The organism is Deinococcus planocerae (genome assembly GCF_002869765.1).
In the GTDB taxonomy this organism is placed as follows: domain Bacteria; phylum Deinococcota; class Deinococci; order Deinococcales; family Deinococcaceae; genus Deinococcus; species Deinococcus planocerae.
The window spans coordinates 117,917-136,697 of the sequence record NZ_PNOR01000004.1; the positions used below are offsets into that span (position 1 = coordinate 117,917).

Annotated in this window: 19 protein-coding genes, 1 tRNA gene and 2 pseudogenes; 16 read left to right on the forward strand and 6 right to left on the reverse strand. The window is 72.4% G+C overall.

All coding sequences use genetic code 11. The features are described from left to right. Window positions 1-73 precede the first annotated feature (73 nt). The 4 genes and pseudogenes from accD to A7B18_RS23070 form a co-directional block, all read left to right on the forward strand. On the forward strand, window positions 74-928 hold the full coding sequence (gene accD, locus A7B18_RS03445; RefSeq protein ID WP_102125258.1) for an acetyl-CoA carboxylase, carboxyltransferase subunit beta: 855 nt from the start codon (window positions 74-76) through the stop codon (window positions 926-928). Then, window positions 925-1,875, forward strand: a complete 951-nt coding sequence (locus tag A7B18_RS03450; RefSeq protein WP_102125259.1) for an acetyl-CoA carboxylase carboxyltransferase subunit alpha — start codon at window positions 925-927, stop codon at window positions 1,873-1,875. Before accD ends, A7B18_RS03450 begins: the two co-directional genes overlap by 4 nt. A 113-nt stretch (window positions 1,876-1,988) precedes the next feature. Beyond that, window positions 1,989-3,026: pseudogene (locus A7B18_RS03455) on the forward strand (flavin monoamine oxidase family protein); the annotation flags it as partial. A 59-nt stretch (window positions 3,027-3,085) separates the two neighbouring features. After that, a pseudogene (locus A7B18_RS23070) lies at window positions 3,086-3,265 on the forward strand (FAD-dependent oxidoreductase); the annotation flags it as partial. 167 nt (window positions 3,266-3,432) lie between these two features. Here the strand turns inward: A7B18_RS23070 and A7B18_RS03460 are convergent. The 3 genes from A7B18_RS03460 to ptsP all read right to left on the reverse strand — a co-directional run bounded on the left by A7B18_RS03460 (window position 3,433) and on the right by ptsP (window position 8,903). Further along, on the reverse strand, window positions 3,433-5,319 hold the full coding sequence (locus A7B18_RS03460; protein WP_102125260.1) for a PTS fructose-like transporter subunit IIB: 1,887 nt from the start codon (window positions 5,317-5,319) through the stop codon (window positions 3,433-3,435). Window positions 5,320-5,397: 78 nt separating this feature from the next. Beyond that, entirely contained in the window at window positions 5,398-6,375 is a 978-nt protein-coding gene (gene pfkB / locus A7B18_RS03465) for a 1-phosphofructokinase (RefSeq protein ID WP_102125261.1), read from the reverse strand. Then, window positions 6,372-8,903: a phosphoenolpyruvate--protein phosphotransferase gene (ptsP, locus tag A7B18_RS03470; protein ID WP_102125262.1), complete on the reverse strand. Its 2,532-nt coding sequence runs from the start codon at window positions 8,901-8,903 to the stop codon at window positions 6,372-6,374. Before ptsP ends, pfkB begins: the two co-directional genes overlap by 4 nt. Window positions 8,904-9,181: 278 nt before the next feature. Here ptsP and A7B18_RS03475 point away from each other — a divergent pair, with 278 nt between their 5' ends. From A7B18_RS03475 to A7B18_RS03485, 3 genes are all read left to right on the forward strand, one after another. After that, the gene (locus A7B18_RS03475; protein ID WP_102125263.1) at window positions 9,182-9,958 is read left to right on the forward strand and encodes a DeoR/GlpR family DNA-binding transcription regulator; all 777 of its coding nucleotides are present in this window, start codon (window positions 9,182-9,184) and stop codon (window positions 9,956-9,958) included. Window positions 9,959-10,121: 163 nt separating this feature from the next. After that, window positions 10,122-10,598 (forward strand): acyl-CoA thioesterase, encoded by a 477-nt coding sequence (locus A7B18_RS03480; protein ID WP_102125264.1) that lies wholly within the window; start codon window positions 10,122-10,124, stop codon window positions 10,596-10,598. Continuing rightward, complete coding sequence (locus A7B18_RS03485) at window positions 10,595-11,221, forward strand: histidine phosphatase family protein (protein WP_102125265.1); 627 nt, start codon at window positions 10,595-10,597, stop codon at window positions 11,219-11,221. Before A7B18_RS03480 ends, A7B18_RS03485 begins: the two co-directional genes overlap by 4 nt. Here the strand turns inward: A7B18_RS03485 and A7B18_RS03490 are convergent. Beyond that, complete coding sequence (locus A7B18_RS03490; protein ID WP_102125266.1) at window positions 11,218-11,934, reverse strand: CPBP family intramembrane glutamic endopeptidase; 717 nt, start codon at window positions 11,932-11,934, stop codon at window positions 11,218-11,220. The two genes, A7B18_RS03485 and A7B18_RS03490, sit on opposite strands and share 4 nt — an antisense overlap. A 108-nt stretch (window positions 11,935-12,042) precedes the next feature. Between A7B18_RS03490 and A7B18_RS03495 the strand changes: the two genes are divergently transcribed. Further along, complete coding sequence (locus A7B18_RS03495; protein WP_146009446.1) at window positions 12,043-12,684, forward strand: hypothetical protein; 642 nt, start codon at window positions 12,043-12,045, stop codon at window positions 12,682-12,684. Window positions 12,685-12,699: 15 nt separating this feature from the next. Here A7B18_RS03495 and A7B18_RS03500 read toward each other — a convergent pair whose 3' ends face one another. Next, window positions 12,700-13,239, reverse strand: a complete 540-nt coding sequence (locus tag A7B18_RS03500) for a DinB family protein (RefSeq protein ID WP_102125268.1) — start codon at window positions 13,237-13,239, stop codon at window positions 12,700-12,702. Window positions 13,240-13,306: 67 nt separating this feature from the next. Between A7B18_RS03500 and A7B18_RS03505 the strand changes: the two genes are divergently transcribed. The 8 genes from A7B18_RS03505 (at window position 13,307) to A7B18_RS03540 (ending at window position 18,511) form a co-directional block, all read left to right on the forward strand. After that, window positions 13,307-13,621, forward strand: a complete 315-nt coding sequence (locus A7B18_RS03505; RefSeq protein ID WP_102125269.1) for a PadR family transcriptional regulator — start codon at window positions 13,307-13,309, stop codon at window positions 13,619-13,621. Further along, entirely contained in the window at window positions 13,618-14,259 is a 642-nt protein-coding gene (locus tag A7B18_RS03510) for a hypothetical protein (protein ID WP_102125270.1), read from the forward strand. The genes A7B18_RS03505 and A7B18_RS03510 overlap by 4 nt, the downstream gene beginning before the upstream one ends. Beyond that, on the forward strand, window positions 14,256-14,861 hold the full coding sequence (locus A7B18_RS03515) for a hypothetical protein (protein WP_102125271.1): 606 nt from the start codon (window positions 14,256-14,258) through the stop codon (window positions 14,859-14,861). The genes A7B18_RS03510 and A7B18_RS03515 overlap by 4 nt, the downstream gene beginning before the upstream one ends. Window positions 14,862-14,909: 48 nt before the next feature. Further along, window positions 14,910-15,506 (forward strand): hypothetical protein, encoded by a 597-nt coding sequence (locus A7B18_RS03520; RefSeq protein ID WP_102125272.1) that lies wholly within the window; start codon window positions 14,910-14,912, stop codon window positions 15,504-15,506. After that, window positions 15,503-16,678 (forward strand): MFS transporter, encoded by a 1,176-nt coding sequence (locus A7B18_RS03525; RefSeq protein ID WP_102125273.1) that lies wholly within the window; start codon window positions 15,503-15,505, stop codon window positions 16,676-16,678. The genes A7B18_RS03520 and A7B18_RS03525 overlap by 4 nt, the downstream gene beginning before the upstream one ends. Window positions 16,679-16,749: 71 nt before the next feature. Then, the gene (locus A7B18_RS03530) at window positions 16,750-17,154 is read left to right on the forward strand and encodes an Imm10 family immunity protein (protein WP_180969999.1); all 405 of its coding nucleotides are present in this window, start codon (window positions 16,750-16,752) and stop codon (window positions 17,152-17,154) included. Between the two features lie 123 nt (window positions 17,155-17,277). Further along, complete coding sequence (locus A7B18_RS03535; RefSeq protein ID WP_102125317.1) at window positions 17,278-18,270, forward strand: malate dehydrogenase; 993 nt, start codon at window positions 17,278-17,280, stop codon at window positions 18,268-18,270. 156 nt (window positions 18,271-18,426) lie between these two features. Next, window positions 18,427-18,511 (forward strand) — tRNA-Leu (locus A7B18_RS03540). A 66-nt stretch (window positions 18,512-18,577) separates the two neighbouring features. On the opposite strand, the gene A7B18_RS21840 is transcribed toward A7B18_RS03540, so the two are convergent. Further along, complete coding sequence (locus A7B18_RS21840; RefSeq protein ID WP_180970000.1) at window positions 18,578-18,751, reverse strand: hypothetical protein; 174 nt, start codon at window positions 18,749-18,751, stop codon at window positions 18,578-18,580. Between the last annotated feature and the right edge of the window lie 30 nt (window positions 18,752-18,781).

Sequence of the window (18,781 nt, forward strand, 5' to 3'; positions counted from 1 at the left end):
CGGTTCATTGCGCGGGGAGCGGCCCCTCTAGAATGGCCCGCGAGGGAGCAGTTCCCACCCGAAGGAGTCTAGAATGGCGCTCGACCGTTTTTTTCGCAGACGCCGCCCGCAGCCGCAAGCGGGGGCCGACGTGCCGGACCTGTGGACCCAGTGCCCCGCCTGCAAGGAAGGGCTCTATAACCGTGAGCTGGAGGCCAGCCGCTTCGTCTGCCCCAAGTGCGGGCATCACCTGCGGCTGGACGCGGGCAAGCGGGTGGAGGTTCTCCTCGACCCCGGCACTTTTGTGCAGCTCTCGGGCCGCGTCCACCCCACCGACCCCCTGCACTTCGAGGACACCGAGCCCTACGCGGTGCGCCTCGCCCGCGCCCAGGCCAAGACCGGGCGCCCCGACGCGATCCTGACGGGCACGGGCACCGTCGAGGGCCTGCCCGTCACCCTCGCCGTGATGGACTTCGCCTTCAGCGGCGGCAGCATGGGGAGCGTGGTGGGCGAGGAGATTTCCCGCGCCGCCGAGCACGCCGCCTCGCACGGCACGCCCTTCGTCCTCGTCGCGGCGAGCGGCGGGGCGCGGATGCAGGAGAGTGCCCTGTCGCTGATGCAGATGGCGAAGACGACGGTGGCGCTCGAAGGCCTCTCGGCGCGGGGCCTGCCCTACGTCAGCGTGCTCACCGACCCGACGACCGGGGGCGTGACGGCGAGCTTCGCCACGGTGGCGGACGTGATCCTGGCCGAGCCGGGGGCCCTCATCGGCTTCGCGGGGCCGCGGGTGATCCAGCAGACGATCCGCCAGCACCTGCCGGAGGGCTTCCAGCGCGCCGAGTTCCTGATGGAGCACGGCATGATCGACGACGTGGTGGACCGCCGCGAGCACCGCGCCTACCTCGCCCGGCTGCTCGGGGTGCTCACCCGGCGCGAGGTGAGCGCGTGAGCCCGTCTGCCGCCGAGGCGGTGCGCGAACTCGAAGCCCGCGTTCACGACCTGGAGGACACCGCGCGCCGCACCGGGCAGAACCTCGACGCGGCGATCACCCCCCTGCGCGCGGAGGTCGAGCGGCTGCGGGCCGCGCACCGCGCCCCCGTCTCGCGCTGGGAGCGGGTGGGGCTCGCCCGCGCGCCGGGCCGACCGACCGCCCTCGACTACGCCGAGCGGCTGTGCACCGACTTCACCCAGCTTCACGGGGACCGCGCCTTCGGGGACGACCTCGCCTTGATCGGCGGGCCCGCGCGCTGGCAGGGGGTGCCCGTCCTGCTGCTGATGCAGCAAAAGGGCCGCGACACCAAGGGCAAGATCCGGCGCCGCTTCGGCATGAGCAACCCGGAAGGCTACCGCAAGGCGATCCGCCTGATGGACCTCGCCGACCGTTTCCGGCTGCCCGTCGTGTCCCTGATCGACACGCCCGGCGCCTACCCCGGCATCGAGGCCGAGGAGCGCGGTCAGGCCTGGGCCATCGCCGAGAGCATTCAGCGGATGGTGCGCCTCTCGGTGCCCGCCGTCTGCGCGGTGATCGGCGAGGGGGGCAGCGGGGGCGCGCTCGCGGTGGGGGTCGGCAACCGGGTCCTGATCCAGGAAAACGCCTGGTACAGCGTGATCAGCCCCGAGTCGTGCGCGGCGATCCTGTGGCGCGACGCCGCGCAGGCCCCCAAGGCCGCCGAGGCCCTGAAGCTCACCGCGCCCGACCTGCTGGGGCTCGGCATCGTCGAGGAGATCGTGCCCGAGCCTCCCGGCGGCGCCCACCTCGACCCGGACGCCGCCGCGCGGGCGCTCGGCGAGGCCGTTCGCCGCCACCTCGCCGAACTGGGGGGCCTGAACGAGGCGGAACTCAAGGCGCAGCGGGCGGAGCGCTTCCGGGGGCTGGGGGCCTACACGGAGGGCTGAGCGGGCGGAGGGTGCGGGCGGGTCACTCGGAAGGGGTGGCCCGTTTCGCATGGGCAACCTGCCCCCGCCGCATCTGCGGCCCGCTCCCCCGCCACGGCGCGGTACTCTCGTGCATGACGACAACTCGGAGAACGGACGTCATCGTCGTCGGCGCGGGCCTCGCCGGGCTGACCGCCGCGCGCAGGCTGGCGCGGGCGGGGCGGCGGGTGCGGGTGCTGGAGGCGCGGGGCCGGGTGGGCGGACGCACCCACACCATTCGCCTGCCCGTCACGGGCGTGAGCGTGGACATGGGCGGGCAGTGGGTCGGGCCCAACCAGCCGCACGTCATGGCCCTGATCCGCGAACTCGGCCTGGACGTGTACCCCACCCATGACGAGGGGCAGAACCTCGCGCACCTGCTGGGCAAGACGCTGCGGTACCGGGGGCTGATTCCGCCCCTGCCGCCGCACGTGCTCGCCGACTACGCCCTGCTCTCGGCCCGCTTCGAGGCGCTGGCCAACCGCATTCCGCTGAGCGCCCCCTGGACGGCCCCGGACGCGGGGGCCCTCGACGCGCAGACCTTCGATACCTGGATCACCCGCCACGCCCACACCCGCCAGACCCGCGCCCTGATGCGGCTTTACGCCGGGGCCGTGTTCAGCGCGGACGCGGCGGAACTCAGCCTCCTGCACGCCCTCACGTACACCGCGCACGGCGGCGGCATCAACGGCCACACCCTCACGCGCGGCCACGCCCTGCAAGACCGGGTGCTGGGCGGCGCGCAGGGCATCGCGCAGCGGCTGGCGGATAGTCTGGACGACGTGCGGCTGGGCAGCCCGGTCACGCGGGTGGAGCAAGGCGGCTCGGGCGTCACCCTCCACACCCCGGCGGGGGAGCACCACGCCGACCGCGCCGTTCTCGCCGTGCCCCCGGCCCTGCTCTCCGGCGTTCCCTTCGACCCACCGCTCCCGCCCCGCCGCGCGCAGCTCCAGCAGCGGCTCCCGATGGGGGCGGTCGTCAAGTTCATGGCCGTCTATGAGCGTCCCTTCTGGCGGGACTCTGGCCTGAGCGGCATGAGCATCAGCGACGAGGGGCCCGTGACCGTCACCTTCGACAACAGCCCGCCGCAGGGCCTCCCCGGCGTCCTGCTCGGCTTTATCGAGGGAGGCGAGGCGCGGGCGCTGATGGGGAGGAGGAGCGGCGGGACGCGGCCCTCGCCCGCCTCGCCCGCCTGTTCGGCCCGGAGGCGTTGCGCCCCCTCGAAACCGTCGAGCGCGACTGGTCCGCCGAGCCCCACAGCGGCGGGTGTTACGGCGCCCTCCTCGGCCCCGGCGTGTGGACCGGGTACGGCGAGGCGCTGCGCGAACCCGTGGGCCGCCTCCACTGGGCGGGGGCGGAGACGGCCCGGGTGTGGATGAACTACATGGACGGCGCCGTCGAGAGTGGCGAGCGCGTGGCGGCGGAGCTGCTGGCGGTGGGGAGATCAGCGGAGGCCGTCTTGCCCGCCTGATCTTCCCAGAAGAGAGAGCGACCCCACCACGGAGCCGCCCCTTCTGTTCCCACCGCCCACACCCTGCCTCAGTCGTCCGCCGCCCCCGCCACCGTCCCCGTGTTCGTCACGCCGGGCAGGGCCGCCTCCGCTATGGGCTTTTTCAGGAGGCCCAGGAGCGCGGTGCTGAGGACCGTCCCCGCCACGATGGCGACGATGTACATGGGCAGGTGGGTCACGGCGTTGGGGATGAACAGCACGAAGACGCCGCCGTGCGGGGCGCGGAGCTGCACCCCCGCCGCCATGCTGATCGCCCCGGCGACCGCCGAGCCCACCATCAGGGAGGGGATCACGCGCAGCGGATCGCGGGCGGCGAAGGGAATGGCGCCTTCCGTGATGAAGGAAAGGCCCAGCACCCCGGCGGCCTTTCCGGCCTCGCGCTCGTCGGCGGTGAAGCGGTTCTTGAAGACGAGGGTGGCGAGGAAGAGGGCGAGCGGGGGCGTCATGCCCGCAGCCATCGCGGCGGCGATGGGGCCGTAGACCTCCGAGCCCAGCAGGCCGGTCGAGAAGGTGTAGGCGGCCTTGTTGATCGGCCCGCCCATGTCGAAGGCCATCATCGCGCCGATCACGGCCCCGAGCACGCCCGCCGAGGTGTCGCCCAGGCCGCGCAGCCAGTTCGTCGCGGCGGTCAGGGCGGCGGCGACCGGGCGCCCCACCACGTAGATCATCAGCAGGCCCGTGATCGCCGTGCCCAACAACGGCAGCAGCAGCGTGGGCTTGAGGCCCTCCAGCGTGCGGGGGAGCTTGATCCCGCGGTTGAGCGTGCGGGTCACGTACCCCGCCAGGAATCCGGCGATGATGCCCCCCAGGAAGCCGCTGCCGCCCCCCAGCGCGAGCAACCCGCCGATCATCCCCGGCGCGAGCCCCGGACGGTCCGCGATGGAGTAGGCGATGTATCCGGCGAGCACGGGGATAAAGAGGCCGAAGGCCCCTGTCCCGCCCCCGATCTGGCTCAGCGCCGCCCCGAAGGTGCCCGGCGCCGGGTTGATGCCCCCGAAGGCGAAGGCCAGCGCGATCAGCAGCCCGCCCGCCACCACGAAGGGCAGCATGTGCGACACGCCGGTCATCAGGTGCTTGTAGGCGCTCGGGACGCCCGCATTCTTGGCGGCCTTAGCGGCACTCGCCTGCGACACGAAGTCGGTGCCGCCCTGGGCGCCCGCGACCGCCAGGCCCGCCGCCGTGCCGTACACGGGCGCTTCGGCCAGGGCGCGCTGCACCAGGGCCTGCCCGTTCTGGATGGCGGGCTTGGTGCCGGTCTGGAAGACGCGCTTGCCCTGGAAGCGCGAGAGGTCCACGTTCGTGTCGGCGGCGATGATCACGAGGTCGGCGCCCGCGACGTCCTGCGCGGTGAGCTGGTTTCCGGCTCCCACGCTGCCCTGCGTCTCCACCTTGGCGGTGTAGCCCAGCGCCTTCGCCCCGTTCTCCAACCCCTCGGCGGCCATGAAGGTGTGCGCGATGCCGGTCGGGCAGGCGGTGATGCCCACGATGCTGAGAGGTCGGCCCGCGTCGGTGGTGGGGGCGGAGGGGGCCGGGGTGGGGGAGACGGCGCCCGCTGTCGGCGTCGTGGGGGCGGTGACGGTCTGAACGGCTGGAGCCGTCGCTGTGCCCGCCTCGCCCGCGCCCACCGCCTGGGAGATCAGGCCCGCCGCGCCCCGGATGGCGTCCCCGGTGCTCGCGCGAATGATGCGTTTCCCGGCGAAACGGGATTCGTCCACGTTCACGTCGGCGGCGAGGATCACCGCGTCGGCGTCCGCGATCTCCTGCGGGGTCAGGGCGTCCCCCGCCCCCACGCTGCCCTGGGTCTCCGCGCGCAGGGTGTGTCCTGCCGCCTGCGCCGCGCGCCGCAGCGCCTCGGCGGCCATGAAGGTATGGGCGATGCCGGTCGGGCACGCCGTGACTGCCACGAGTCTTGCCATGTCTGCGCCTCCTCTGAGGGCTGGGAATCCCGGGTGATGCGGTCCGAAGGGGAAGGGGCGGCCACGGAGGCGCCAGGCTCAGGCGTCTTGCCTCATCGGCTCCCTCCAGTTCACCGTCTCCACCACGACCCGCGCGGCAAAGGCATCCAGTTCGGCCCGCGGCGGCAGGTGCGCCCCCAGCCGGGTGATCGCCCCCAGGCTGAAGGCCGTCGCCCGCCGGGCCGCGTCCGCCAGGGACAGCCCCTCGGCGCGGGCGCAGACCAGCCCCGAGACCATCGCGTCCCCCGCCCCCACGGTGCTCACCACGGCCACCCGGGGCGGGACGGCCCGCACCGTCTCGTCTCTCGACACCAGCAACGCCCCCCGTTCCCCCTGCGACACGGTAACGAGTTCGGCCCCGCGGGCGAGCAGTTCCCGGGCCGCCGCCAGCACGTCGTCCTCCCCGGGCAGGGGACGGCCCAGCGCCGCCGAAAGCTCGTGAATGTTCGGCTTCAGGAGATTGGGAAGTACGTCTGCCCTGAGCGCCGTTTGCAGGGCCGCGCCGCTGGTGTCGAGGGCCACGAACCGTCCAGCCGCGCGCAGCCGCGCCACCGTCCGCGCGTAGAAGTCCGCCCCCACCCCCGGCGGCACGCTCCCCGCCAGCACGAAGGCGTCGTGGTCGGCGGCGAGGGCGTCCAGGCGGGCTTCCAACTCGGCCAGTAGTTCCGGCGTGGCGGCGAGACCGGGCAGGTTGATATCGGTCGTCTCCTGCGCCGCCCCGTCCACGATCTTCACGCCGACGCGGGTGGGGCCGGGCACGCGGAGAAAAGCGTCCTGCACCCCCTTCTGCCGGAACAGCGCCTCGAACTGCCCCGGGTTCTCGTCCCCCAGGAAACCCGTCGCCGTCACCCTCAGCCCCCAGTCGGCCAGGAAGGAGGCGACGTTCACGCCCTTGCCGCCCGCGCCCAGGTGCAGCGACTGCCCGAGGTTGACCTCGCCCCTCCTCCAGCCGTCCGCCCGCACGGTGAGGTCGAGGGCCGGGTTGAGGGTGAGGGTGGCGACGCGAAAGGCGGTCATGCCGTCGCCCCCTGGGGTGCGGGCGGACGGACGAGGGCGCGCACGGCCTCCGCGTTGGGCTGTGTGAGCGCCTCGCGGGCGAGGGCCTGCAACTCGGCTTTGGTGCGCTGCCGCAGGGCCGCCTTCACGGTGGCGATCTGTGGGGTGCTGACGGAGAGTTCCTTCACGCCCAGGCCGGTCAGCATCAGCGCGCCCACCTCGTCGCCCGCCGCGCCGCCGCACACGCCCACCCACTTGCCGTGGCGGTCGGCGGCCTGGACGGTCAGGGCGATGAGTTGCAGGACGGCGGGGTGCATCGCGTCCGTCTGCCGGGCGAGCTGGGGGTGCAGGCGGTCCATCGCCAGCGTGTACTGGGTGAGGTCGTTCGTGCCCACGCTGAAAAAATCCACCTCCTGCGCGAGCGCGTCGGCGATGAGAGCGGCGGAGGGCACCTCGATCATCACGCCGAGGGGCACGCGGGGGGCGCCCAGTTCCTCGCGCACCCCGTCGAAGATGGCGCGGGCGCGGCGGAAGTCCTCCAGGGTCGAGATCATCGGGAACATCAGGTGGACGCCCTGGTGGTCCTTCGCCACCCGCGCCACCGCCCGCAGTTGCGGCAGGAAGAGGTCGGGCCGCTCGAAGCACAGCCGGATGCCCCGGATGCCCAGGAAGGAGTTGTCCTCGTGCGCCAGCCCCAGGTACGGCACCTCCTTGTCCCCGCCGATGTCGAGCGTGCGGATGATCAGCGTGCGGTCCCCCAGCGCCTGCGCCATCGCCCGGTACTCGCGCTCCTGCTCCTCCTCGGTGGGCGCCGAGTCGCGCTCCAGGAACAGGAACTCGGTGCGCATCAGGCCCACGCCCTCGGCCCCGGCGTCCAGGGCCGCGGCGGCGTCCGTCGCGCGGTTGATGTTCGCGGCGACCTCCACCCGCACCCCGTCGCGCGTGGCTCCGGGTTGGTGGCGGGCGGCGCGGGCGAGTTCGCGCTCGCGGGCCAGGACGCCCTGCCGTTCGCGCGCGGCTCCCACGTCGGCCTCCGAGGGGTTGAGGTACAGCCGCCCCGCCCCGCCGTCGAGGATCGCGGGCGTGCCGTCGGGCACCTCCAGCACCCCGTTCCCGGCGGCGACCACGGCGGGAAGGCCCAGCCCGCGCGCGATGATCGCCGTGTGGCTCGTCGGCCCGCCCTGCGCGGTCACGAAGCCGAGCAGGGTGTCCGGCCCCAGCCGCGCCGTGTCGCTGGGCGTGAGGTCGGGCGCGAGGAGGATCACCGGGCCGCTCGCCGCCACGTCCGTCTCGCGCAGGCCCAGGAGGTGACGCAGCACCCGCCGCTGCACGTCGCTGAGGTCCACCGCGCGGGCGGCGAGGGTGGGGTCGTCGAGCCGCTGGAGCCCGGCGATCCGGTCGCTCGTCACCGCCTGGTACGCCCACGCGACCCCGTGCCCGTCGAGAATGCGCGATACGGTGTCTTGCACGACGCTCTCGTCCCCGAGGAGTTCCTGGTGCGCGCGGAAGATGGCGGCCTTATCCGCCCCGAAGCGGGCCCCCACGTCGGCGATCACGGTGTCGAGTTCCGCGCGGGCGGCGGCGAGGGCCCGGTCGAGGCGGTCCCCGTCCGCCACCGGGTCGCCGGGCTCGTCGCGCACGTCGAGGGGCCTCGGCGCGTGCTGCCGGGTCACCCCGACCACCAGCCCGTCGGCGGCGGGCACACCTTCCACGGTCGCCCCGGCCCCCTGCGGGGCCCACTCGGGCTCGCGGCGGGCGGGGGCCGCGCTCGCGGGCGCGGCGCTCAGGTCATCTCCCAGCCCCGAGCGGATCGCGTCGGTGACGGCGTTCAACGTCTCCGGGCTGTCCGCGCTGACGGTCACGGCGGTGCCGCGCGTCAGGCCCAGGCTCAGCACCTCCATCAGGCGGGTCGCGTCGGCGCTCTCGCCCGAGTCCCGGCTCAGCCGCACCCGCCCGCCCCGCGAGCGCACGAGGTTGGCGAGCATGGTCGCGGGCCGGGCGTGCATCCCGAGGGGATTGGGCAGCGTGACCTGGGCGGAATAGGGGAGGTCGGAGGCGGCGGGTGCAGGCGCGGCGGTGACCGTGACCGTCTGAGCCTGGGTCTGCACCGGCGTGGACCGCTCCCCGGTCAGCGCCTCCTGCACGTCGCCGGGGTCGGTGGTGGTGGAGAGCTTCTCGACCAGCGCATCGTCGGAAAGCACGCGGGTCAGGCGGCGCAGGATGCCCAGGTGCTCGTCGCTTGCGGCGGCGATGCCCACGACGAGGCGCACCGTCTCGCCGCCCACGCCCCACGGCACCCCGCCGGGGAGTTGCAGCACCGCGATCCCCGTCTTGCGGATCAGGTGCCGCGTCTCGGGCGTGCCGTGCGGGATGGCGATGCCGCTGCCCAGATAGGTGTTCGCCTGCCCCTCGCGGGCGCGCATCCCCTGCACGTACCCCGCGTCCACATTCCCCGCTGCCGTGAGCAGCGCGGCGACCTGCGCGATGGCGTCGTCCTTCGTACTCGCCCGCGCCCCCAGCCCGATGAGTTCCTGCGGAAGATCGATCATCGTCTCGTGCCCCCCCGTCCGGGCCCTGCCGCCCGAGCCTCATGCTGCCCACTTTTGAGAAATCATGACGAATTCTGATCGATTCAGATCGTACTTGATCCGGGGGCCGCCGACAAGGGCCCGGTCCGGCTGTTCCGGCACCCCACTGTACGCCCCTCTTTCCGCAGTGCCGGGAGCCGGGACGGTGATTTCATGGAGTCTTTCTTAAGCCAACTCTGCGGGTCTGGACTTGAGCGGGGCTGAGCATTTCTGAGCACTTTGGGGTACCATCCGGGCAGATGACGGCTCCCCTGGCGGAGGAACGCCTGACGCGGATTCTCGACCTGCTCGCCCGGCAGGGCACGGCCCGCACGACCACGATCACCGAGCACTTGGGGGTGAGCGGGGCGACGGCGCGGCGCGACCTCGACGTGCTCGCCTCGCGGGGGCTCGTCCGCAAGGTGCACGGCGGGGCGGCGCTCGTCCACCAGGACCAGGGGTACCGCGACCGCCAGAGCCTGGAGCGCGGCGGCAAAACCCGGCTCGCGCAGGCCGCCGTCTCGCGGCTGCGGCCCGGGCAGACCGTGTACCTCGACGCGGGGACGACCGCCCGGCACGTCGCCCAGGCCCTGCGCGCCGTGCCCCACCTCACCCGCACCCTGCGCGTGGTGACACATGGGATCGACGTGGCGTACGAACTCAACGGCGAGTGCTCGCTGTACGTGGTGGGGGGCGAGGTGTACGGCTCGACCTTCAGCGTTACCGGCCCCGACGCCCTCGCCACCGTGAGCCGCTATGCCTACGACGTGTTTCTGGTGGGTTGCACGAGCATCGACCCGGAACGCGGCCTCACGAACAGCAATCTGGTGGAGGCCCAGCAGAAGACGGCGATCATGCGCCGCGCCCGCGAGAGCGTCTTGATCGCCGACCACAGCAAGTGGAACCAGGCAGGCTTCGCCACCTTCGCCCCCCTCGGCGACGTGCGGGCGTGGGTCACCGACCACGCCCCGCCGGAAGCGCGGGGGGTCTTCGGAGCAGCGGGCGTGGAGGTCGTCGAGGCGGACGGGAGGGACTGATCGCGGTATTCCGTTCCGTTGAGCGAGGAAAGCGCCCCTCAACTCCACTCCGACCGCTCTCATGACGGTTTCTCGCTTTGTTCGGACCGGATCGGTTGCCGGTTACACCCGCAACTGATCCGGTCACCGCTGGAAGGAGCGCCTCCCGCTACACTCGGGCGCGATGAGCGACCTGCCCACCCCCGAGACCAGCCCCCCGCCCGGCGAGACCACCCCCGCTCCCCGCAGCCGCGCCCGGATGCTCGAACTGGTGTTCCCGAAGGACACCAACTACCTCGGCACGGCCTTCGGGGGCTTCGTGCTCTCGCTGATGGACAAGGCGGCCTCGGTGGCGGCGGTGCGGCACGCGGGCGGCGCGGTCGTCACGGCGCGGATGGACGGGGTGGACTTCCACGTCCCGATCCGGGTCGGGGACGCGGTGGCCCTCGACGCGCGGGTGGTGCGGGTGGGCCGCAGCTCCATGCGGGTGCGGGTGGACGTGTACCGCGAGCACATGGCCTCCGGCGAGCAGCAACTCGCCACCACCGGCTTTTTCGTCTTCGTGGCGGTCGGTGAGGACGGGAGGCCCCGCCCGGTGCGGCCCCTGGGGGAGGGTCTGGACACGGGCAGCGAGGAGCCCGACCCCGAGGCCCGCCCTTGACGGCGCGGGGGGCGCTGCACCTCACCCTCGTCCGCCACGGGGCGACCGACTGGAACGGCGAGGGCCGCTGGCAGGGCTGGACCGACACGCCGCTGGGAGAGACGGGCCGTGCCCAGGCCGGTCTCCTCGCCCGTCGGCTGGCGGGCAAGACCTGGGACGCCGCGTACGCCAGCGACCTGCGCCGGGCCCTGGACACCGCCGCCCTCGCCCTCCCCGGCCACCCGGTCACCCCCGACGCCCGGTTGCGCGAACTGCACTTCGGGCGTTACGAGGGCGCGACCACCGAAGACGTGCTCCATGACCCCGAGTATGCTGGGTGGCAGCGTGACCCCTGGACCCGGCCCGCCCCGGGCGGCGAGAGCCTGCGGGGGGTGGCCGAAAGGATGCGCGCCTGGGCCGAGGACCTTCCCGCCGGGGACGTCATCGCCTTCACCCACGGGGCGGCCCTGCGTGCCCTCTTGTGCGACCTCTTCGGCTGGCCCGCCACGCCGCAGCCGGGGTACGTCCTGCCCTTTCCCTACCGGCACGCCCACACCGGGTTGACCCGCCTGACCCGGACGGCGGGCCGCTGGACGCTGCTGACGTACAACGACCACGCGCACCTGGAGGCGGGGGCGGACTAGCGGGCGAGCGACAGGGCGAGCAGCCCCCACGCGACGACGTTCACGGTGACGTGCGCGATCACGCCCGGCAGCAGCCTCCCGGTACGAAGGCGGGCGACGGCGAGTGGCAGGGCCGTCAGGGCCACCCGCAGGACGTGCTGCGGCTGCCACAGGTGGTACAGGGCGAACAGCAGGGCGTTCACGGGGGCGGCGGCCCGGCCCAGCGGCGAGAGGCGCCCGAGCAGCCAGCCCCGGAAATATGCCTCCTCGACCGTCGGCCCGGCGAACCCGAACACGACGAGCCACGCGGCGAGCGTCAGGGCCCGCAGGCTCTCCGGGAGCGCGGCGAGGCCCTGCGCCGGGTCGAGCACCCAGCCGGGCAGGAGGGGGAGCAGGGGCCGCGTGACTCCTTCCAGGGGGACGGCGAGGCCCGGCAGCACCGCGCTGGCGAGCAGCGTCAGCCCCGCCGCGCCGAGCAACCGGGCGTCCGCGCGGGGGCGCCGGAGGGAGGGAAGCGCCCCCGCCCGCCAGAGCAGGGCGAGTTCCAGCGGGAGCAGCACCGCCACCGTGACGAGGAGCAGGCCCCAGACCGGCGGCAGGCCCGCGCGGTGCAGCGCCGCCCCCAGCGGGAGATAGATCGCCCCCGCCACCCAGCCCGGCAGCAGGTGGAGCAAGACGGTGGTGGAGAGGCGCGTGCGTGCTGGTCGGTCGGTCGGGGCGGGGTGGGCGCTCATGGCTGGACCTCCGCCCCCAGGGTCGGCGAAGATCAACCCGAGATGACAGGCCCCCTTTCCAGTAGCCCTTCCGGTAGCTCCCCCGGCGTGCGGCAGATGGAGGCCCGCGTGGTCCTCGACCCCCGCGCCGCCCGCACGCTGCTCGACCCGCAGGCGCGGCGCTGTCTGGAGCCGTTCCTGGGCCGGACCCTGGGGGTCGCCGAGGCGGCGCGGCAATCGGGCGTGCCCGCGGACGCGCTGGCCTACCGGGTGCGCGTCCTGGTGGGCCTGGGCCTGCTCGGCGAGGTGGGCTCCAGAGCCCGCGCGGGCCGCCCGGTGCGGCTGTACGCGGCGCCCGCCCGGCTCTCGGCCCCCTTCGCGGCGCTGCCCGCCGAGGACCTGGAAGCCTTTTTCACCGCGCTCGACGCTGCCCCGCGCGCGCTGGCCCTGCGGGGGCTCGCCGGGGCGGCGTCCCGGGGTCCGGTCACCGGGTGGCACCTGCACCTCTACCGGGACGGTCAGGGCACGGCCCGCCTGGACTTCGCGCCGCCGTCCTCCGGGGACGCCGAGGGCGTGCTGCTCGGCCCCGAGGCCCCCGCCGTCGCCCTGAACTGGCTGCCGCTGGCCCTCACCCCGGACGAGGCCAAGGCCCTCCAGGCGGAACTGCACGCCCTGCTCGGTCGTTACGCGGGCCGGGTCGGCGCGGCCCCCACCCACCTCCTCGGCCTGCTCTGCGCGCCCGTGCCGGAGGGCGGGAAGGGGCCGGGGTGACGGGGGTCACCGGGTTCAGGCCACGCCCGTCTCCCCCAGCGCCAGCCGTGCGTGCCCGAGGTGGTGGCGCAGGTGCCAGCCGTGCTTGGCGACGAGCCGCCACAGCTCCTGCCGCCCCTCGTGCGGGTGGGTGACGTGCCGCGAGAACCGGGCCGGGTCCACCCCGCGCAGCAGGGCCGCCCAGCGCAGGTTCGCCGCGTCCATGAGCGCCAGCGCCGCCTCCACAGGCAACTCCGCGTCGGGGAGGGCCAGCCACGCCTCCTGGTCGAAGGGCTGGATCACGAACTCCTCGGTCGTCAGGCCGGAGCGCAGGCGGTTGAGGCCGTGCACATGCGCGTCCGCCGTGTGGTGGGCCAGTTGCCGCACCGTCCACCCACCGGGCCGGTACGTGCGCGACAGGGCGGCGGCGCCGAGCCTCGACAGCAGCTCACGCCACCCGCGCGCGGCCTCCTCCATTCGCGCCGCCGTGTCCTCCAGCGCCGCCCGGTCCCGCCCGGGAAGGTCCTGAATCGGGCCGATGGGAAAGCGCCGGGCATCCTGGGCAGAGGAGGTCATGGGGGCAGTATCCCCCCTCCCGATACCCTAAACCTGGATGTATCGAGTTTCGAGGTATGATCCTTTCATGAATCCGCGAGAGCAACTCCGGCTGCTGATCCTCGCCGTGCTGGAACGGCAGCCCGAACACGGGTACGCCATCGCGCAGGCGATCAAGGCGCGGTCGGAGGGGTTGCTGCACGCGAAGGAGGGCACCCTCTATCCGGCCCTGCACGCGCTGGAGGCCGAGGGCCTGGTCCAGAGCCACGAAACCGAGGTCGCCGGGCGGGTGCGCCGCGAGTACCGCCTGACCGAGAAGGGGAAAAAGGCGCTGGAGGGGGCGCGCGGCGAGTGGGAGCGGCAGGTGCGGGCGGTCGGGGCCGTGATCGGGGGCCGGGCGTGAACGCGCGGGAGTGGTTGGAGCAGGCCACGATGGGGATGCCCGAAGCGGTGCGGGACCGGGTAAGGGCGGAGACCCTGGCACACCTGGAGGACGCCGGGGTGGGGGAGGGTGAGGACGTGCGGGACGTGCTGGGCAGTCCCGAGAGGATGGAGCGGGAGCTAGGGCGGCTGTACCTCCCTCCCCGGGAAATCGGTGTCCTACGGCGTGACCCCTCCTACCTTTCTGCCGCCGGGTATGGCCTGCTCGTCTTGTTGACGTATGTCGCTCCGTTCTTCCTTCTCTTCTCCACTTTCCACTCGCTGCGCTTCGATCTGGAGTTGCCGCAGGCCAGGCTTCTCAGTCAGGTCGCCCTCTCCCTGCTCTGGTCCTGGCTGATCGCCCTACTCCTGACCAGAGGTCTTGGCTCCGAGCGGCGCCGACTGTGGCACGGGGCGCTGGGCTTCGCCACCTGGCTCGGGTGGTATGGGCTGGATTCTCTTGTCGGCTCCCTGGGGGAAGGCCCGCTCGACCGCTGGTCCGTCGTCGGGCTTGCCTTGCCGCTCTGCGGGGCCTGTTTCTTCCTGTGGAAAGCCTGGCGCGACGATGGACGACTGCGCCGCACCCTGGCCCTGCTCGACCTGTCTGAGGACCGTGCATGAACGCGCGGGAGTGGCTGGAGCAGGCGACGAAGGAGATGCCCGAAGCCGTGCGGCAGCGGGTCCAGGCTGAGACGTTCGCTCACCTGGAGGACGCCGGGGTGGGAGAGGGTGAGGACGTGCGGGCCGTGTTGGGTGAGCCAAAGGTGATGCGGCGGGAGTTAGGGCGGCTGTATGTGCCGGAGGATCACCTGCGCGCCCTGGTCGAACATAATTCGACAGATCTCTACTACATCGTTACAGGCTGTGTTGGCTCCTTTATGTTTTTTGGCTTCTCTTCGGAACCCAGTCCAGCGTACGATGGGCTTCTCCGGCAGGGAATCCTGATCGTGTCGAGTCTTTGGCTCCTCGCGCTGTTTCTGACTCACACCTGGCCCCCTGTGCGCCTTCGCGTCTTTCACAAAGAGTTGTCTGTGGTCGCTCTCCAGGCCTACTTGTGGCTCTCGTTCGTATCGTCCTTTCTGAGCGGTGACTTTTCTCCCCTCTGGTGGGCCGCCTTCCTCATCTGGTGGCCCTTAGCGCTGTGCCGCCAGCTCTGGAAAGGCTGGCATCAGGACCAACGCCTGCGCCGCACCCTCGCCCTCGTCGGTGGAGCCCAGCTTTAACGCCGCTCCCAAGGCGGCCAGCCTCCCCACCGCGCTAAGCTCTCCCCCATGCTGACCTTCGCGGAGGCCGCGCGCTTCCCCGACACGCTGGTGGGCGCGGAGACCCGCCGCCTCGCCTTACATACCGCCCGTCTGCCCGCCGGGATGGTGGTGCCGCCCGCCTTCGAGGAGGGCTTCTACCGCGCCTCCAACCTGCCCGAGCAACTGCGCAACCTCCTCGCGCCCGTCCAGCCGAGCCGCATCGACGAGGACCTCCTCGAAGCCCTCGCCGAACGCGCCGGGGCCCTCGTCCGCACGAGCTACCTCTCGGATGACGCGGTGCAGCTCTTCTACCGGGCGCTGGGCAACGCGGGGCTGAGGAGCGGCGAGTTGCACGCCCGGCGACCGGGGGAGCGGGAGGTGGAGACCGCACGCGTGACGCCCCCCGGCACCGCCGCCCTGCACGCCCTCAAGCGGCTGTGGGCGCAGGACTGGACCTTCGACGCGCTCCTCACCCGGCTCGACGACACGGGCAGCGTGGGGCTGGAGGCGCGGGCGACCCTCCTCTTCGCCGGTCCGCCGGGCGTGCCGGACCCGGGGCAGGCGGTGGAGCTGGGCGTGCCGCTCGCCCTGGTCAACCCCCTCGGGCTGGTCGGGCTGCCTTGAGGTCGGGGTCTCACCCCCTCCTCTTCGCGGCGCTGGGGACGCTGGTTTTTCTCAACGTGTACGCGCCCCAGAGCCTCCTGCCCCTGCTGGCGCGCGAGTTCCGGGTCGGCGCGGCGGAGGTCGGCCTCGTCGTGGGCGCGACGACGCTGGCGATGGCGCTCGCCTCTCCGGTCGTGGGTGTCCTCGCCGATGCCTGGGGCCGCAGGCGGACGGTGGTGGGGGCCTTCGCGCTCCTCGCCCTGCCCGCCGTCCTCGCTACCCTCGCGCACACCTTGCCCCTCCTGAACGCCGCCCGCTTCGCCCAGGGCCTCCTCATCCCTGGAGTGATGGTGGCTCTGAACGCCTACATCGCCGAGGAAGTCGCTCCTCAAGGACGGGCCCGCGCCCTGACCGCCTACGTCACGGGCACGGTGTTGGGGGGGTTCCTGGGCCGCTTCCTGGCCGGACTCGTCGCCGCGCCCTTCGGCTGGCACGCGGCCTTCTGGCTGCTCGCCGCCGCGTCCGTGGGGGGCGTTATCCTCGCCGGGGTTGGCTTGCCGCGTGAGAAGAGGTTCACCCCGCGCCGTAATCCGCGTGCCGTGCTGGCCGGGTTTGCCGCCCACCTGCGCAACCCCGCCCTGCTCGCCACCTGCGGAGTCGGCTTCCTGATCCTCTTCGCACTGGTGGGCACCTTCAACACCCTCACGCTGCGGCTGGACGACGCGCCCTACAACCTCAGCACGGCGGGGACGGGGGCGGTCTTCGCCGTCTATCTCCTCGGGGTGGTCGTGACGCCCGTCGCCGGGCCGTTTCTCGCCTCGCGTGGCCCACGCACGGGCCTGCTGGCCGCCGTGGCCCTTAGCGTGGCGGGTCTGCTCGTCACCCTCGCCGCGCCCCTGCCCCTGGTGATCGCGGGGGTGGCGGCGGGGGCGTGCGGCGTTTTTCTGGCCCAGTCCGCCGCGCTCGCCGCCGTGCAGCGCAGCGTGACGGGGGCGCGCAGCCTCGCCACCGGGCTCTACCACCTCGCCTACTACGGGGGAGGGGCCGCCGCGAGCGTGGTCGCCGGGCACACCTTCGAGGCGGGAGGCTGGCCTGCCGTCGTCCCTCTCGTCGCGGGCAGCCTGGGCCTCGCGGCGGTCGTGGGCGCGGTGGGGTGGAGGCGGGCGGGGCGGGGTGGGGTTCAGAGAGGTTAATCCCAACGTATGCGGGCGCCTGAGCCGACTGCGCGCGAGGTGGGGGCTGAGGTTCGGGGAGAATGTGCCTCGTGGAACTGGAAAAAATAGCGGTGACGGCCTGTGCGGTGGAGGTTCTGGAAGACCTCGACACATTCATGATCGCCCTTGCTGACGACCTGGAGCGGCAGGAGCAGGTTCTGGAGCTTCAGAGAGCCTTGCCGGGAAGCGAACTTGAGGAGCAGGACAAGGGAACAGACATGGACACCTACTGTCTGGTCTGGAACGCGGGACCTACGGAGTACGGAGCCCTGTCCTCTTGCGTTTTGCAGGAGAAGACACTGACGCTGCTGTTGACGCCTCAAGCGGTCGAAGTCTTCGGTGTCACAGGTTTTCTGCTCCAATTGGAACTCGACGAAACCGAGCGGGCCAAGTTGCGTGACGGTCTCGCCCTCGTCTTCTCGGAACGGGAGCCTGATGAGTTGATCTTGGAGTAGAAGAGGCTCGGATTGAAGACGCCTTCCCCTGTCTCCCCCTCGGGAACGCTGCCCCCGCTCTCCCTCTCGCCCACCCGCGTTATTGTTGGCCCGAACTCACCTTCAGGAGGGGAATCCATGACGATGACCACCAAGCAACCCGTCCGCGTGGCCGTGACCGGCGCCGCCGGGCAGATCGGCTACAGCCTGCTCTTCCGCATCGCCGCCGGGGACATGCTCGGCAAGAACCAGCCCGTGATCCTGCAACTGCTGGAGATCACGCCCGCCCTCAAGGCCCTCAACGGCGTCGTGATGGAGCTGCGCGACTGCGCCTTCCCGCTGCTCGCCGACATCGTGACCTCGGACGACCCGATGGTCGCCTTCAAGGACGCCGACTACGCCCTCCTCGTGGGCGCGATGCCCCGCAAGGCCGGGATGGAGCGCGGCGACCTCCTCGGCGCCAACGGCGGCATCTTCAAGCCGCAGGGTCAGGCGCTGAACGCCGTGGCGAGCCGCGACGTGAAGGTCCTCGTGGTGGGCAATCCCGCCAACACGAACGCCCTGATCGCCCAGCAGAACGCGCCCGACCTCAAGCCGGAACAGTTCACGGCGATGGTGCGCCTCGACCACAACCGCGCGATCAGCCAGCTCGCCGAGAAGACCGGCCAGCCGGTGAATGCCATTCAGAACATCACGATCTGGGGCAACCACTCGTCCACCCAGTATCCCGACCTCTCGCAGGCGACGGTGAACGGCCAGCCAGCGCTGGACCTCGTGGACCGCGAGTGGTACGAGGGGATCTACATCCCCACCGTCGCCAAGCGCGGCGCGGCGATCATCGAGGCGCGCGGGGCGAGCAGCGCGGCGTCGGCGGCGTCGGCGGCCATCGACCACATGCGCGACTGGGCGCTGGGCACCCCGGAAGGGCAGTGGGTCAGCATGGGCATCCCCAGTGACGGCTCCTACGGGGTGCCCCAGGGGCTGATCTACGGCTTCCCGGTGCGGTGCAGCGGCGGCGAGTACGAGATCGTGCAGGGCCTGGAGGTCAGCGACTTCAGCCGCGGCAAGATGGACGCCACCGCCCAGGAGCTCACCGAGGAGCGCGACGAGGTGCGCAAGCTCGGGCTGGTGCAGTAAGGCTTGACGCGGGCGGCCCGCCCGCGTCTCCGGGGGCAAGCTGGGCACAGGTCTCCCGCGTGCTCCGCCAGATGGCCGACCCGTTGACAGTCCCCGGACTCACCGCTAAAGTAAGCGAGCCTGAAACGCGCCCCCGCGCGGGCGCAGCCAAGACATGCCGAGGTGGCGGAATTGGTAGACGCACTAGTTTCAGGGACTAGCGCCGCGAGGCGTGTGGGTTCAAATCCCATCCTCGGCACCAGCACAACAGGCCCCCGCCCGCGAGCGGGGGTCTCGCCTTTCTGGCCGTGCCGTCTCTGGAAGTCGGTCACGGCCCGTTCCTGGATCGCCCGATCAGGACGGCGAGCCCGAGCGAGGCGAGCAGACACACCGACAGCCCCACCACGTAAGGAAAGTCCTCCGCGTCCCTCAGGGCCAGCGCAAGCAGGCCGAGGAGCCAGGCGCCCTGGATGATCAACAGCCCGAAGAGACGGAACCTCACCGACGCCGGGCGTCCCCAGGGTCTTCCTCC